12 protein-coding genes and 1 rRNA gene are annotated in these 15,284 nt (G+C 60.8%); 6 read left to right on the plus strand and 7 right to left on the minus strand.

Annotated elements, in window-relative coordinates:
* The first annotated feature begins 92 nt into the window (after positions 1-92).
* From CAF79_RS22700 to CAF79_RS22710, 3 genes are all read left to right on the plus strand, one after another.
* The gene (locus tag CAF79_RS22700; protein ID WP_085700402.1) at positions 93-2,054 is read left to right on the plus strand and encodes a PAS domain-containing sensor histidine kinase; all 1,962 of its coding nucleotides are present in this window, start codon (positions 93-95) and stop codon (positions 2,052-2,054) included.
* Positions 2,054-2,425 (plus strand): response regulator transcription factor, encoded by a 372-nt coding sequence (locus CAF79_RS22705; protein ID WP_085700403.1) that lies wholly within the window; start codon positions 2,054-2,056, stop codon positions 2,423-2,425. The genes CAF79_RS22700 and CAF79_RS22705 overlap by 1 nt, the downstream gene beginning before the upstream one ends.
* A 78-nt stretch (positions 2,426-2,503) precedes the next feature.
* Positions 2,504-3,118, plus strand: a complete 615-nt coding sequence (locus CAF79_RS22710) for a response regulator transcription factor (RefSeq protein WP_085700404.1) — start codon at positions 2,504-2,506, stop codon at positions 3,116-3,118.
* On the opposite strand, the gene CAF79_RS22715 is transcribed toward CAF79_RS22710, so the two are convergent.
* From CAF79_RS22715 to hchA, 3 genes are all read right to left on the minus strand, one after another.
* Positions 3,105-5,987, minus strand: coding sequence for a winged helix-turn-helix domain-containing protein (locus CAF79_RS22715; protein ID WP_085700405.1), 2,883 nt, complete (start codon positions 5,985-5,987; stop codon positions 3,105-3,107). The two genes, CAF79_RS22710 and CAF79_RS22715, sit on opposite strands and share 14 nt — an antisense overlap.
* Positions 5,988-6,107: 120 nt before the next feature.
* A complete protein-coding gene (locus CAF79_RS22720) occupies positions 6,108-6,827 on the minus strand; it encodes a PA1136 family autoinducer-binding transcriptional regulator (protein WP_085700406.1) in 720 nt (239 codons plus the stop codon).
* On the minus strand, positions 6,824-7,702 hold the full coding sequence (gene hchA, locus CAF79_RS22725) for a glyoxalase III HchA (protein WP_085700407.1): 879 nt from the start codon (positions 7,700-7,702) through the stop codon (positions 6,824-6,826). The genes CAF79_RS22720 and hchA overlap by 4 nt, the downstream gene beginning before the upstream one ends.
* Positions 7,703-7,870: 168 nt before the next feature.
* Between hchA and CAF79_RS22730 the strand changes: the two genes are divergently transcribed.
* The 3 genes from CAF79_RS22730 (at position 7,871) to CAF79_RS22740 (ending at position 11,671) form a co-directional block, all read left to right on the plus strand.
* Positions 7,871-9,730 carry an ABC transporter ATP-binding protein gene (locus CAF79_RS22730; protein WP_085700408.1) on the plus strand — a complete coding sequence of 620 codons (1,860 nt, stop codon included), beginning with the start codon at positions 7,871-7,873 and terminating at the stop codon, positions 9,728-9,730.
* 147 nt (positions 9,731-9,877) lie between these two features.
* The gene (locus CAF79_RS22735) at positions 9,878-10,711 is read left to right on the plus strand and encodes an oxidoreductase (RefSeq protein WP_085700409.1); all 834 of its coding nucleotides are present in this window, start codon (positions 9,878-9,880) and stop codon (positions 10,709-10,711) included.
* A 21-nt stretch (positions 10,712-10,732) separates the two neighbouring features.
* The gene (locus tag CAF79_RS22740; RefSeq protein ID WP_085700410.1) at positions 10,733-11,671 is read left to right on the plus strand and encodes an AraC family transcriptional regulator; all 939 of its coding nucleotides are present in this window, start codon (positions 10,733-10,735) and stop codon (positions 11,669-11,671) included.
* Positions 11,672-11,693: 22 nt separating this feature from the next.
* Here the strand turns inward: CAF79_RS22740 and CAF79_RS22745 are convergent, their stop codons facing one another.
* The 4 genes from CAF79_RS22745 to rrf all read right to left on the minus strand — a co-directional run bounded on the left by CAF79_RS22745 (position 11,694) and on the right by rrf (position 15,276).
* Positions 11,694-12,827, minus strand: a complete 1,134-nt coding sequence (locus CAF79_RS22745; RefSeq protein WP_085700411.1) for a diguanylate cyclase — start codon at positions 12,825-12,827, stop codon at positions 11,694-11,696.
* Between the two features lie 129 nt (positions 12,828-12,956).
* The gene (locus CAF79_RS22750; protein ID WP_085700412.1) at positions 12,957-14,501 is read right to left on the minus strand and encodes a class I SAM-dependent methyltransferase; all 1,545 of its coding nucleotides are present in this window, start codon (positions 14,499-14,501) and stop codon (positions 12,957-12,959) included.
* Positions 14,502-14,580: 79 nt separating this feature from the next.
* Complete coding sequence (locus tag CAF79_RS22755) at positions 14,581-15,036, minus strand: VOC family protein (RefSeq protein WP_085700413.1); 456 nt, start codon at positions 15,034-15,036, stop codon at positions 14,581-14,583.
* 124 nt (positions 15,037-15,160) lie between these two features.
* A 5S ribosomal RNA gene (gene rrf, locus CAF79_RS22760) occupies positions 15,161-15,276 on the minus strand.
* Between the last annotated feature and the right edge of the window lie 8 nt (positions 15,277-15,284).

The following is a 15,284-nucleotide window of genomic DNA, read 5'->3' on the forward strand; positions in this document are numbered from 1 at the left end:
TATTCGCGACGGGCGACACCAAAGTATGATGGGCGCGCGCCATCCGAAGGCGCATCTTTGTTCAACGGTGACTGCACACAACGAGAATCGGTATGACGAACGAGCAGGAGCGCGTCATCGAGGACGCTTCAGGCCGCGCGGATGACGCGGTCATGCCAGCGCCGGGGGTCGAAGCCATCATCGACAGCATCCCGGCCATGGTCGCCTTCATGACGCCTTCCGGTGAGCTGGAACAGGTCAACCGGCAAATCATGGACTACATCGGCGCCCCGCTCCACGAACTGAAAAAATGGCAGACCAGCGAAACCGTGCACCCGGACGACCTGCCCTCGGTCATCGCCGCGTGGATGCATTCAGTCGGCACCGGCACACCCTATGAGAACGAGCATCGCATCCGTCGCGCGGACGGTGTCTATCGCTGGTTCCATGTGCGCGGCCTGCCGATCAGAAACAACGAAGGTGCCATTACGCGCTGGTGTGTGCTGCAGGTCGATATCGATGAACGCCGGCGGGACAAGATCTTGATCGCCAGTGCCCTCGCCGAAGTCAGCGCTTCGGAAGAACGTCTGCGCGGGATCATCGATGCCGTTCCCGGTTTTGTCTGGAGCGCTTCGCCTGAAGGCAGCGTCGGTTTCGTCAATCAACGCTGGTGCGACTACACCGGCATGTCCCTCGAACAGGCTTGCGGCCATGGCTGGACGGCGTCCATCCACCCGGACGATGCGCCGGGGCTGGCGGTTTACTGGCAAACGATTCTGCAATCGGGAAACGCCGGTGAGTACGAGGCCCGCCTGAAGCGCTTCGACGGGATTTACCGCTGGTTTCTGATCCGCGCCGTGCCCCAGCGCGATGACACCGGGCAGGTCGTGCGCTGGTACGGCGAGAACACCGACATCGAAGACCGCAAACGGGCGGAAGTCTTTCTGGCCAAGGCCCAGCGCCTGAGCGCCACCGGTACGTTTTCCTGGCGGGTGAGCACCGACGAGATCACCTGGTCGGACGAGGTCTACCGCATCCTTGAACTGGACCCGGACACCCCGCCCGGCTTCGATGCGATCTATCGCCGCGTGCACCCGGACGACATTTCCAGCCATCGGGAAATGATCAAGCGCCAGCGCCGCAAGGGGCGTGACTTCGAACATGAGCACCGGCTGCTGATGCCCGACGGTACGGTGAAATACGTGCGGCTGGTGGCGCACTCGATCCCCCACGCACCGGACGGTTTCGAATACATCGCAGCGCTGCAGGACATCACCCAGCGCCGGCTTGCCGAAGAGGTCTTGAGCAAGGCGCGCTCGGAACTGACGCACCTGGCCAGAGTCGCCAGCCTCGGCGCGGTGACGGCGTCGATTGCCCACGAGGTCAATCAACCGCTGGCCGGTATCATCACCAACGCCAGCACCTGCCTGCGCATGCTCGGTGCCGACCCGCCGAACGTCGATGGCGCCAGGGAAACCGCGCGCCGCACCATTCGCGATGGCAATCGTGCTGCCGATGTGATCAACCGACTGCGGGCGCTGTTCTCGAAGAAAAGCATCACCATTGAAGACGTCAATCTGAATGACGCGGCACGGGAAGTCATCGCCATGCTGCTGGGCGAACTGCAACGCAATGGTGTGGTGCTGCATCCGGAGTTTGCCGAAGCCCTGCCGCTGGTCAGGGGGGACCGGGTTCAGCTTCAGCAGGTGATCCTCAACCTGATCATGAATGCCGCCGAGGCCATGAGTGCGATCCACGACCGGGCCCGGCAATTGATCGTCAGCACCGGTCTGGCGCCGGACGAGAGCGTTTACCTGGCGGTGAAGGACAGCGGCAACGGCGTCGATCCGCAGGACATCGAACGCATCTTCAATGCCTTCTACACCACCAAAAGCTCGGGCATGGGCGTTGGTCTGTCCATCAGTCGCTCCATCATCGAGCGCCACGACGGCAAACTCTGGGCGACCGCCAACGATGGCCCGGGCGCGACGTTTACCTTTGCCATCCCGAATTCGACGGACTTGCCGCAAACCGCTAACCGCGACCTCACCGATCGCACCGTGGAGAATGATTGATGGGTACGCATTTGCTCGTATCGGTGGTCGATGACGACGAATCGGTTCGTGAATCACTGCCTGACCTGATCAAGGAATTCGGCTTTACCGTCCAGGCATTTGCCTCGGCGCAGGCGTTTCTGTCATCGCCCTACCTGGACCTGACGCATTGCCTGATTCTCGACGTGGCCATGCCCGGCATGTCGGGCCCTGATCTGCAACGGGAACTGCTGCGCCGTGACTATCGCATTCCGGTGATTTTCATCACGGCTCACGGCGACACCAGCGAACAGGCAAAGCTGCTGAACAGTGGCGCGGTGGAGTGCCTGTTCAAGCCGTTCAGCGAAGCTCAATTGCTCAAGGCCCTGAGTGCCGCCCTGCCCCTCGACTGAGCGTGCAGCCGAACAGAACAAGGAATCGACATGTTGAACGCGAACAACGCAATGGCCCTTTCTCGTGGAGCAATACCGATGAGTGATGTCACGCCCGTCGTATTCGTTGTCGATGACGACATTTCCGTGCGCGAGTCGCTGGAGCTGATGATCCGTTTCGCCGGATGGCAGCCACGGCTGTTCGAGTCCGCGCAGGAGTTTCTCGACGCGCCTCGGACGCTGGTGCCCAGTTGTCTGGTGCTGGACATCAACCTGCCCGACCTGAGCGGCCTGGACCTGCAGACCGCCCTTGCCGATGAACGTCACAACATGCCGATCATCTTCATCACCGGCTACGGCGATATTCCGCGCACGGTGCGGGCGTTGAAGGCCGGCGCGGTGGAGTTTCTGACCAAACCGTTCAACGACGAGGTGATCCTCACCGCCATGGCCGATGCGCTGCAAAGCAGTCGCGTGGCGCTCGAGGGCGAAAAGAACCTGCGCTCCCTGCTCGAGGCCTACAAGACCCTGACGCCGCGCGAACAGGAGATCATGGCTTCGGTGGTCAGCGGACGGCTGAACAAACTGATCGCCGCCGACCTCAACATCAGCGAAATCACCGTCAAGGCCCATCGCGGCAAGGTGATGCGCAAAATGAAGGCCCGCTCGCTGGCAGACCTGGTGAAAATGGCGGCACTGATTACGCCGGCGTAGCAGGCAGGCTCTGCCAGAAGCGTTCCAGCCGCCGCAGATCGAGGCTGTCAAAGCCTTCCGAAGCCTGCTCGCGGCAGGCGCCGAGCAACTCCCGGGCCTGATCCGGTCGACCCTGCTCAAGCCAGAACCGCGCCAGATCCATCGATGACCGCAACTCCCACGCCCACGCGCCCTGCTCGCGGCTCAGCGCTATGGAGTCCTCAAGAACCGCCAGCATGGCCTGGTCATCATCGACGTGGATGGCCTTGAGAATACCGGCCTTGATTCGCAGCAACTCCGGCAGTGCAAAAGCATCGCCGCTTCGACGGCAGTGATCGATGGTGCCTTCGACCAGCGTCAGGGCCTTTGCGTGTTGCCCCCCCAGAATCAGGCCCTCGGCCAGTGCAATTTCGAATGAAGTGGTAAGCAGTTCGTATCGCATGCCGCGCAACCGCGCCAGACTCTCTTCCAGCATGGCAACTGCCTCCCCCGGCTCTTCGGCGCGGATGGCGATCGCCGCGCGCAACCCGTGGCAGGCGGCAATATAGGGGCCGAGTGCGTTGGTTTCGGCGATGGTACTGAACCGTTCGAGGCTGGCAGTTGCCTTCGCCAGATCACCGGTCCAGATATAGATGCACAGAATCCAGACCATTGCGATGCAGTAAGTGACCGGATGCTGCAGCGCCGACGCTTCGGCCTCGATCTGCTCGGCCCAGCGCCGGGCCTGATCGGGGTAGCCCTGCAGCCAGAGTGAACGCGCCAGCGCCAGCCCCGTGCGATTGCGATGATCGAAGCCGTAGTAAATCGTGTTGCTGGGATGAGACGGCAAGCTGTTGCGCAGCGAGCTTTCCAGCTCCTCACGGGCCAGACGCTGGTTGCCGAGCAGATGATGGGAGATGCCGGTCAGCGATGAGGCAATCGCGATGGCAGCGGGCTCGTTGAGAATGTTGCCGACCACGGCGGCCTGCTCTGCCCACGCCAGCGACGAAGGGAAATCACCGATGCGCTCGTAGAAGATCTGCAAGCGGCCCAGCAGCCGCAATTGTGAGCCGTAGTCATTCAGCGCGACTGCAATGTCTTGGGCGCGAAGCAAGGCTTTTTCGGCGGCTTCACTGTTGCCTCGGGTGAACATCAGCACAAGCCCGAGCGCGGCTTGCAGTTCCATTTCGGTGGGCGTGCCGTAGTATCCCAGCTGCAGCAGCTCCACCGCCCGGGAGCACCAGGTGCGGCACTCGACCAGCAATGAAAAATGCAGGAACAACGGCGCGCTCGCAGCCGCCAGCGGCAACGCCAGCCCTGGATCGCCTTGGGGGCCGAAGCTCCATTCCAGCGCACCGCGAACATTGCCCAACTGGCTGGCCAGGCGCGTCGAATTACGGAAGATCTCGTCGGGGGAAGTCCCCAGATGCCCAAGCAGATCCATATAAAACGCTGCGTGCCGGAACGCCAGCGCATTGACCTCGGCGTCGCCCCGCGCCGTCAACTTCTCCCGGGCATAGGCGCGCGTCATCTCCAGCAATCGATAAGAATCTGTCGAATCGCTATGATCGACCGTGACCAGCCCCTTGCACACCAGATCGTCAAGGATCGCGGCCGCCGCAGCGCTCCCATGTTGCGACTCGGCCACCACCTGAGCGGCGGCTTCCTGGGAAAACGGCCCGACAAAGACCGAAAACCGCTCCAGCGCCAAACGCTCTTGCGGCGACAACAAGTCATAACTCCAGTCGAGCATGGCGCGCAGGGTCTGATGGCGCGGCACCGCCGTCCTGCGCCCCGACCAGCCCAGCGAAAAGCGCTCACCGAGCAACGCGTGGGTGGCCTTCAATCCGTGGCTGGCGACCCGCATCGCCGCCAGTTCGATCGGCAATGCCATGCCCTCCAGCCGCTGGCAAATGTCCGCAATCATTTGCCCTCCGCCCGCTTCCAGCAACAGCGCCGCATTGCTCGACGACGCGCGTTCGACAAACAGCTTGATGGCCGGGAATGCCAGCAGTTCCTCAACCGAAAGGTGTTGCGACTCACGGGGAAATTCCAGCGGATTGAGCCAGTGCACGTATTCGCCACGCACCCGCAGCGGTTCGCGGCTGGTGGCCAGAACCCCGACATCCGGCGCGGTATCGCTGATCTGTTCCAGGAGCGTCGACACCGCGTCGATCAGGTGTTCGCAGTTGTCGATCACCAGCATCAACCGCTGCTCACGCAGATGCGCGAGCAGGACGAACATCGGGTCCTCCGCCTGCACCGGAATGTCCAGTGATCGGGCCAGCGCCGACGGCACCAGCGCACAGTCTTCCACCTGCGCCAGATCGACGAAGCAGACGCGCTCGTAGCCTTGGGCGGCAATGCGATGCGCCACTTCGATGGCCAGGCTGGTCTTGCCGACACCACCGGGGCCGACAATGGTAAACAGTCTTGGTTGCTGCATGTGGTCGATGACCAGTTGCAGGTCGGTCTCGCGGCCGATCAGTCTGGCCCGGGGCGGCAAACTGCAGACGCCCTCGGTGGCTCGGGACACGATGGGCGTCGGTTGAACAGCAGTCTGTTTTCTTTCCAGCGGCGCAACAAAGGCATAACCCACACCCACCTGAGTCGCGATGTAGCGCGCCTGCTCCTCGCCATCCCCGAGAATCCGTCGCAAACCGGTCATATGAAAGCGCAGGCTGCCTTCAGCCACCACGCTGTCGGGCCAGACTTTGTCGATCAAATCGTACTTGGACAGCACGCGCCCCGGTTGCTCGAGCAAGGCAATCAGCAGATCCAGAGCACGTCCGCCGATCTCGACCGCCCTCCCGTTGCGGGTCAGCAGCCGTTTGCCTGGTACGACGCAGAACGGACCAAACATGAATTCAGTCGTGAGGGATTCGTGCAATGCGTCCGGAAAAGACTCCACGAGGATCGATCTCTCTAAAAAGCATAGGGGCGGCGCCGGTTACAGGCAGCCAGCGCAGGCCCTTTGCATCATAGGAGTTTTGCTCGACCGTTCAAGCGCGGCACGGGCAGAGTGAGAACCTCACCCCTTTATTTCACCCTTGCGAATGGCAATCTTGATGGCCTGAGCAGTGGTTGCCACCCCCAGACGCCGACGAGCCGAACGCAGGTGATTTTCCACCGTGCGTCCGGAGAGGCCGAGCGTAGCGGCAATGTCCGCCTGCCGGCGACCGGCAGCGACCCACGCCAGCACTTCGCGCTCGCGGGTCGAGAGCTTGCCGGACGTCTCGTCCAGCGGCGCTTCAAGCAAGCGTCGAGCGGAATAAAACGCCACCGAAGCGAGCATGCCCAGCGCCAGACGAATCCGCGCAGAAGCATCGATCTGCTCGCCACCCAGACTCATGGCGCCCTCAAGCCCTCGCGGGCCGAAGACCGGAATCTGCAAGCCATGCAGGCCAGGCCCGCTTGGCAAGCGAACCACCCGATAGAGTTCACCGCTCGGCTCCTGCACTTTGCTCCAGAAGAAGGATTCGCGGGTGTCCAGCAGATGGCGAGTCACGGGGCAGCGCTGAACATAGGTCTGGGCGTCGACAGCCATGTCGTCGCCGAACCAGTCGCCCTCCACCCAGTAAATGCGCTCGACCACTTCCTCTGCCGTCGAGGTGGCAGAGAACAGCACGAATCGATCGTAACCATAGGCCCCCGCGAAACCGCGGACGGCCTTCTGGATTGCCACCAGCGTGGGCGCCGCCTCGATCTCGAGGGCGGCGCGCAAGAGTGCTTCGGCAGGTCCGGGACTCACCCCGACATGACCTCTTTCAAGAGCGCGGCGGCCGCCAGTTTGCCCAGCGCATTGCCCGCCAGCGGGCTGTCACCGGTCAGCAACTTGCGATCCTGAAGCGTGGCCCCGGAAATGTCCTGGTTAGTGATTTCCACACCGAGCGCCTGCAACTGCTCGCCGAACTTCCAGGTCAGGTGGCCCGGCATGTAACCGATGTCAGGGGTTGTCGCATCCAGGGCATCGGGAAACGCGCAAATCCGGTAACCGTTGAAGATGCACGAGTCTTTTGTTTCACCGAGGCCGGCCGCCAGCAGCGCCGCCGGGCCGTGGCACAGAGTGATGACGAATTTGTCCTTGGCGACGGCCCATTGCAGGGCCTTTTTCACGTCCTCGCTTTCCGGCAGGCCGATCAGCGCACCGTGCCCGCCAGGGATGAACACGCCGATGTAATCCGAGTCCTCGCCCAGCGCGTCTTCGATCACCTGGGACAGTTTGAGCGGACGCTTGAACTGATCGCGATAGTGCTCGTAGAAGCCTTTCACTTCGGCGTCTTCGGAGGGCATGGCCCAGAATTCGAACTTGACCGGATTGCCCGACAGCGTCGCGACGTCGAAGCCAAAACCGGCCTTGTCCAGGTGATACATCGGCAGCAAGGTTTCAACCGGATGATTGCCCGTGGAGAACATGCTGCCGTTGTCGGTCAACAGATAGCGTTCGTCCGCGCCGATCATCAGGATCTTCCAGCGCCCGCCCTTGTAGCGATTAGGGTACTCGGCATCACTGAGATCGGATTTGGGCGAGGTGAACTGGCTGAGGGAATACGGCGAGGGGAAAAAAGCGTTGTCCTCAGCCGGATCGGGGGTTGGGCGCTTGTCGTCAGTCTGCGTGGTAGCCATGGTGCTCTCCATCGAAAGGGTCGATTGCCGAGCCCTCATGCTAGTAACGCGACGGTATTCCGGCAATGAGGGTTTTCCCTCAACGAGGACATGTCCGGGAACCTGCAAACCCTCAAGAGCGTCGTTAGATGGCAGAATCCCCGCAATTGATCGTTTCGGAGACCCACAATGCTTCGCCTGTTTGAACAACGGCTCGACCCCTTCCCGCCCGACGAAGCGCCGCCACCGCCGGTCGGTCTGGCGCGGTTTCTGTGGGCCTGCACCCGCGGTGCTCGTGGTTATATCCTCGCGCTGGCGCTGCTCAGTGCCGGTGTGTCGATCTACGAAGCCTGGTTGTTTTCCTTTCTGGGCCAGGTCGTGGACCTGCTCTCGAGCTGGCAGGCCGGCGGCGATGTGAACGGCCAAGAGAGCCGCGTGCTGTGGGGCATCGGCATCGTGCTGCTGACTAGCGTCGGGCTGGTGGCGTTGCGCACGATGGTTCAGCATCAGGTGTTGGCGATCAATCTGCCGCTGCGCCTGCGCTGGGATTTCCATCGACTGATGTTGCGGCAGAGCCTTTCGTTCTTTTCCGACGAGTTTTCCGGCCGGGTCACGACCAAAGTGATGCAGACCGCACTGGCCGTGCGCGAGGTGTTGTTCACCGTCATCGAAATCGCCCCCGGCATCGGCGTTTACTTCATCGCGATCATCGCCCTGGCCGGCGGTTTCGCCCTGAAACTCATGCTGCCGTTCATTGCCTGGGTCGTGCTGTTCGGGCTGGCGATGCTGTATTTCGTGCCACGCCTGGGCCAGGTTGGACAAGAGCAGGCCCATGCGCGGTCATCGATGACGGGGCGGGTTTCGGATGCCTACACCAACATCACCACGGTGAAACTGTTCTCCCATTCCAAACGTGAAGCGCACTTTGCGCGGGCGGCGATGGAGGACTTCAAACAGACCGGTTTTCGCCAGATGCGTCTGGTCAGCCAGTTCGAGATCGTCAATCAGGCGCTGGTGGTCGGGCTGATCATGGGTGCCGGCGGTTACGCCTTGTGGCTGTGGCATCAGGGCGAAGTCGGTACCGGCGCCGTGGCGGCGATCACGGCCATGGCGTTGCGCATCAATGGCATGTCGCACTGGATCATGTGGCAGATGACGTCGCTGTTCGAAAACATCGGCACCGTGCAGGACGGCATGGGCACCCTGACCCGAGGCCCCAAAGTGCAGGATGCGCCGGACGCGGGCGTACTGGTGCCTTCCGGCGGTGCAGTGACTTTCGACAACGTGAGCTTCAACTACAACGGCGAACGCCAGGTGCTCGACGGCTTGAGCCTGAGCATTCAGCCGGGGGAGAAAATCGGTCTGGTGGGCCGCTCCGGTGCCGGCAAGTCCACGCTGATCAACCTGCTGCTGCGCTTCTATGACGTCGATCGCGGCGAGATTCGCATCGACGGGCAAAACATCGCACAGGTGACACAGGACAGTCTGCGCAGCGCGATCGGCATGGTCACGCAGGACACGTCCCTGCTGCACCGCTCCATTCGCGACAACATCGCCTACGGCCGACCGGACGCGACCGACGCGCAAATCCAGCGCGCTGCGGCGAACGCCCAGGCCGACGGTTTCATCAACCAGTTGAGCGACCGTCAGGGCCACACCGGCTACGACACGCTGGTGGGCGAGCGCGGCATCAAGCTTTCCGGTGGCCAGCGCCAACGTATCGCCATTGCACGGGTGATGCTCAAGAACGCGCCAATCCTTCTACTTGACGAGGCCACCAGTGCGCTGGATTCCGAAGTCGAAGTCGCCATTCAGGAAAGTCTCGATGAAATGATGCAAGGCAAGACCGTGATCGCCATCGCCCATCGTCTGTCGACGATTGCGGCGATGGATCGACTGATTGTCATGGATGAAGGGCGCATCATCGAGCAAGGCACTCACACTGAACTGCTGGCTAAAAACGGCACCTATGCGCGGCTGTGGCAGCATCAGAGCGGCGGGTTTCTGGGTGAAGATCAGGGCGTGGCCGAGACGCTGGATCAGGCATAAATCCGGGTCACGTTAATCAGCCCCGCGATGACCACTGTGGGGCTGATCGCCGCTGAGAGGATTAGGCAAGGCTCGAAGACAAACCGGCATAGGTGAACCATTTATCGCTGGCTACCATGACGGCACACCTGATTTGCGGAGAACGTCATGCCTGACACCAAAACCCTCTTCATCACCGGCGTCAGCAGCGGCTTCGGCCAGGCGCTGGCCAAGGAAGCGCTGGCTGCCGGTCACCGCGTCATCGGCAGCGTGCGCAACGAAGCCGACCTGCAAGCCTTTCAGGCGCTGTCCATCGATAAGGCATACGGCGTGCTGCTGGATGTCACGGACTTCGACCGGATCGATAGCGTCGTGGCGACCGTCGAAGCAACCCACGGCCCGGTCGATGTGCTGGTCAACAACGCCGGCTACGGCCACGAAGGCATTTTCGAAGAATCGCCGCTGGAGGACATGCGCCGCCAGTTCGACGTGAACGTGTTCGGCGCGGTTGCCGTGACCAAGGCGTTTGTGCCGTTCTTTCGCCGGCGGCGGGCGGGCCATATTCTCAATATCACGTCGATGGGCGGCACGATCACCATGCCGGGCATTGCGTACTACTGCGGCAGCAAGTTTGCGCTTGAGGGCATCTCCGATACGCTGAGCAAGGAACTGGCGCCATTCAATATCTTCGTGACCGCCGTCGCGCCGGGTTCATTTCGAACCGACTGGGCCGGTCGTTCGATGCAGCGTACACCTCGCAGCATCGCTGACTATGACGCCAGCTTCGACCCCGTGCGCAAGGCGCGCGAAGACAAAAGCGGCAAGCAGCTCGGCGATCCGCAGAAAGCCGCGCAAGCGATGCTGCAGATCATTGCCAGCGCGGCTCCACCAACGCATCTGTTGCTGGGCAGCGATGCATTGAGCCTGGTGCGCGACAAGCTGAAACGCGCCGCCAGCGAGATCGATCAATGGGAAACGCTGACGCGCTCCACCGACCATTGAACGGCCCACAGAGAGAACGCAATGAAACAGGCCGACTCAAGTATTTCTCGCATGGTGCAGCTGATGGAAGCGCTCGCACCGGTGGAGGGCTACAACCTCAGTGCACTGGAAGGCGTGCGCTTCCTGCGCTCGAACCGGCCACTGACTCGCACGCCGGTGCTGTACGATCCCGGCATCGTGATTCTCTGTCAGGGGCAGAAGCGCGGGTATCTGGGCAATGACGTCTACGTCTATGACGCTCAGCATTATCTGGTGGTGTCGGTTCCGATCCCCTTCACCATGGAGACCGATGCCTCTGAAGACGAGCCAATGCTCGCGATCTATATGCAACTCGATTTCCAGGTGGCCAGCGAGTTGATGCAGCAAGTGGATGACGTTCACGGTCCGAGCGGCGCGCCACCCAAGGGCATGTTTGCCTCACCGATGGACGACCGCCTGCGCGCTTCGACGCTGCGTTTTCTCGAAGCCATGAGCACTCCGGGTGAGGCGCAGATATTGGGACCGTCGCTGTTGCGCGAGATCTATTACCGCATTCTGACCGGTGAACAAGGCGGTTCGATGCGCGCCGCACTCAATCGACAGGGACACTTCGGCAAGGTGACGCGGGCGATCCGCAAGATCCACAGCAGCTATCAGGAGCGCCTGGACGTCGAGCAACTGGCCCGCGAAGCAAGCATGAGCGTGCCCAGTTTTCACCTGCACTTTCGCAGCGTGACGGATGCCTCGCCCATGCAGTACCTGAAGTCGACGCGCCTGCATCAAGCGCGACTTTTGATGTTGCGCCACGCAATGACGGCATCAGCGGCGGCGTTCAGTGTCGGCTATGAAAGCGCCTCGCAGTTCAGCCGCGAGTTCAAACGTTTTTTCGGGCGAACGCCGCAGGCGGAGATTGAATGGATGAAGGCAACGTATGCGCTGCCTGCACCGACATCGCCGTCTGTTTATGTGTCTTCGCATTGACGCCGTGCTCGGGCGCGCTTGATTAAACCGTTTCAGCCACCACGATCTGATTACGTCCAAGGGCTTTGGCCCGATACAAGGCTTTGTCGGCGTTGTTCATCAAACTGTGAAGATCCGAGTCTTCGTTCTGCATCGAAGCAACGCCCAGGCTGGCGGTGATGCGATGAACCGGGCCGGTCATGATCCTGGGCATGGTCACAATCAGGTTTTCCAGCAACTCCAGCGCCTTCTCGATCGAGGTATCCGGAAGCAGGATCGCGAACTCTTCGCCGCCTAATCGACCATGCACATCGGTGTCCCGAAAATATGTACAGATGATGCTCCCCATCTGCTGCAAAACACGATCCCCGACCTGGTGGCCGTAGGTGTCATTGATGTGTTTGAAATGATCCATGTCCAGCATGACGGCACACAGGTTCGACTGGCGTCGCCGGCACTCATCGAACAGTTGCTGTGCCCGCTCGAAAAACGCCCGCCGGTTGTTCAGGCCAGTCAGTTCGTCGGTTCGTGCGGCGAGCCTGGAGATGTTGTGCGCGCGCTCCATTTCCCGGGTCAGGCGAAAGGCCGCCTCCAGCGCTTCAGTCATTTTGCGCGTAGCACGGGCGACGAACGACGCAAAAACAAGGACTGCCAGCGCCATGCCCACTTGAAGCGTGGACGGTTGAAACAGCAGCCAGAACGTACACGGCAGCAGCACCAGTGCCACGGAGACCAGCGTCATGTATCGATAAGCCGAATAACAGGACACCGCGCTGACCGACATCCCGACCGTGAAGAGCATGACCAATGCCTGCGCCAACAGGTCGTCGGCCGGCATGATGATCAACGCACCTGCGCCCCATATGCCGGCGGACAGCACCAGGGTTGCCCAGTATTTACGCTCCCAGCGCTTGGGTGTTCGCTCGCTCTCATCGCTGCGAAACCAGGCGACGAACATCGATATACGCAACAACGTGGACACCGTCAGCAGGCCGAGCCACACGAAAATACAGGCTTGTTCAAAACGATCCCAACACAGCCCACAGAGCATGAGCGCGGCCAGGTAGCTGCCGATAACGGCTGAAACGGATTGGCGAAACAACTGATGCAATCGATCAGTGTTGACCTGCTCGTCGATCGAAGCGCCGTGCTCACGCCGAAGATCTGATAACTCCATTCGATCCACCCACGCCTGACTGCTACATAAAACCGACATAAGCCCATTTCGGCACCGCCCGTGACGACGCCTTTGATACGAAGGCGCCAGAATCTCGTTCTGGCGCCTGTCCTCCATCAATTCTCGTGCCTAAACGATGTGCAACGCCTTGAGAATGACCAGCGTACTGTCGGCAAACACTTGGGCCTGACCGGTCAGTTCGGCAAGATTTTCTTCGGCGGTGGTCAGGGCCCTGCCATCCTTCAGCAGACCTTCGCCCTGGCCGCCAATGATGCCCCATGCCAGTTGCGCCCATTCAGCCGGGTGCTTTTTGCCCTGCTTGACCGATATCAGGAACAACTGCTGGAAGCGACTGACCGTCACACCTCCCCCCGTCACTGGACTCGCCAGAGTCTGAATTTTGCTGCCATACAACGAACGCTTGCACAGCTGCAGATTGAGGGTATTGCAGCGGGCCTGCACCAGTTTTTCGGCTGCCTCGCTCTGACAGGGCGCCACGGCCCCCATGCCGATCAACACGTTGAGCGCCTGCTCCACATCCCCATAGCCCAATGAGGGCACGAGATCCAGCAAATGCCGCAGGGTCTTCGGCACATAAGCGTCATCCGCCAGTGCAGAGAGTACCGGACCATAAATTTCTGCCTGCAAAGTGGCTGCGCCTGCCGGACCGGTGACGTTGACCGGTACGCTCTCGGCCACCTGCAACAGGACGAAGCGCGTGCTGAGCATACGCTCGCGGTGCTCGGAGGCGGACAGTCTGTTGGCGCCGCGTACATAAAGGTCGCGCCGGAAACTCTGGTTCACAAAGTAGTCACGCGCCTGCTCACGCATGACGGGATGCTCGATCCCTTCCAGAAAGTCCATGCCTTCGGCGCTCAGGTTGAGCGGGTCGACGGAGTCCAACGGCACGGCTGTCGTGGCGTAATCGAGCTTGGCGGGCGCCAGGGCATCAACCACGTCGGTGAAATACATGCAGTTCCAGTCGCGATTGAAATACTCATGGGCGACGTACTGGCGATCCTGGCCTTTAATGCTCTGAAGCTTGGCATCCAGCCCAGGCGCCGAGTTGGCATATTTGGGGTTTGCAGCCAGCAGCGCTTCGGAAAACTGCAGCGCAGCGTCGATACGTTGATCAGGACGTACAGAGGCCGGACTGGCGAACCGGTCGTGCAAACTGAACAGTTGGCGCAAGGGTGCCTGAGGCGACCAGCCCGGGAAACAGTTGTAGCTGACGTAGAGCATTCCACCTGGCTTGAGATGACGGCGGACGAACTCCACGATCAGCTTGTGGTTGTCTCGACTGACCCAGGTCCAGATGCCATGCAGGCTGATGCTGTCGAACTGAGGTAAGTCATGACGGGCCAGCAATTGCTCGAAGCTATCGTCATACAGTCGCGCATCGCTGCCCCAGTCTCTGGCCAGAGCGATGGCATGGGACGCCTGCCCGGGGTGAAAGTCGGTGCCGACATAGGAGCCCGGATTGCCCGCAGCATGGATGTTGATCGAAACGCCCTGACCGAAGCCCAGCTCACAGTGGTAACCGTCCGTGCTTTCCAGCGTGGCGAAACCGCGCAACAGCAGGCAATAACGCTGGAAAACCGGATTGATTTCCCGGCTATATCCGTAGGTGTAGCCTTCGTCCGTGAAATATCCTTCGTTCCAGGCATTGCTCATGCGTGCACCCTTTTCTTATATCGGAAGTGAAAGTCGCTCTTATACGGGGTAGTCGTGGCGTATCACAAGAGGAAAAACGTCAGGCAAACGCGTCCTTGATAAACGCTTCCAACGTCGCCTCCTCCAGAATTTCAATCGAGAAGTGGCCAAAGCGTTTGGGCAGCCAGATGATGCGTGCCCCTGCCGGCGATTGCAGGTGTTCGCGAGCCAGCGGGTTACCGTTTTCATCTTCTGGCTGTACCCCATCGGCGACCAGTTCGTCGTAGGCTTTTTCGATGTCGGGAGTCGAATAGCAGTGGCGGTAGATCATGCCCTCGCCCGCGCTATCCAGGAGCTTTCGCAGATTCCCGGCCAATGGCTGGACCAGCATGAAACGCTCCTGCCCGATCAACGCAATCGCATATCGCACATGCAAGCCGCCCCGCTCCCACACCAGTGTCCTGGAGATTCTCGCCTTCAATATCCGAGCGTAGTACGCACAGGCTTCTTCGAGGTTATTGACGAGTACATCGACGTGACTGAACTGGAGTTGCATTGCCTGCCTCCTGGAAAACGGACGCTCATGGTAACCGTCAACGTGCTCGCTGACGCGAGCAAAAACTTTCCTGCAGGCAAAACAAAACCCCAACTGCTTTCGCAATTGGGGTTTCGGAATTTAATCTTGACGATGACCTACTCTCACATGGGGAAACCCCACACTACCATCGGCGATGCATCGTTTCACTTCTGAGTTCGGGATGGGATCAGGTGGTTCCAACGCTCTATGGTCGTCAAGAAATTCGG

Source organism: Pseudomonas sp. B26(2017) (genome assembly GCF_002113045.1).
Lineage (GTDB): Bacteria > Pseudomonadota > Gammaproteobacteria > Pseudomonadales > Pseudomonadaceae > Aquipseudomonas.

What these genes read in the sequence shown, in the direction of transcription:
- CAF79_RS22700 (WP_085700402.1), top strand. Translation starts at nt 93, where the DNA reads ATGACGAACGAGCAGGAGCGCGTCATCGAGGACGCTTCAGGCCGCGCG.
- CAF79_RS22705 (WP_085700403.1), top strand. Translation starts at nt 2,054, where the DNA reads ATGGGTACGCATTTGCTCGTATCGGTGGTCGATGACGACGAATCGGTT.
- CAF79_RS22710 (WP_085700404.1), top strand. Translation starts at nt 2,504, where the DNA reads ATGAGTGATGTCACGCCCGTCGTATTCGTTGTCGATGACGACATTTCC.
- hchA (WP_085700407.1), bottom strand. Translation starts at nt 7,702, where the DNA reads ATGGCTACCACGCAGACTGACGACAAGCGCCCAACCCCCGATCCGGCT.
- CAF79_RS22730 (WP_085700408.1), top strand. Translation starts at nt 7,871, where the DNA reads ATGCTTCGCCTGTTTGAACAACGGCTCGACCCCTTCCCGCCCGACGAA.
- CAF79_RS22735 (WP_085700409.1), top strand. Translation starts at nt 9,878, where the DNA reads ATGCCTGACACCAAAACCCTCTTCATCACCGGCGTCAGCAGCGGCTTC.
- CAF79_RS22740 (WP_085700410.1), top strand. Translation starts at nt 10,733, where the DNA reads ATGAAACAGGCCGACTCAAGTATTTCTCGCATGGTGCAGCTGATGGAA.
- CAF79_RS22745 (WP_085700411.1), bottom strand. Translation starts at nt 12,827, where the DNA reads ATGGAGTTATCAGATCTTCGGCGTGAGCACGGCGCTTCGATCGACGAG.
- CAF79_RS22750 (WP_085700412.1), bottom strand. Translation starts at nt 14,501, where the DNA reads ATGAGCAATGCCTGGAACGAAGGATATTTCACGGACGAAGGCTACACC.
- CAF79_RS22755 (WP_085700413.1), bottom strand. Translation starts at nt 15,036, where the DNA reads ATGCAACTCCAGTTCAGTCACGTCGATGTACTCGTCAATAACCTCGAA.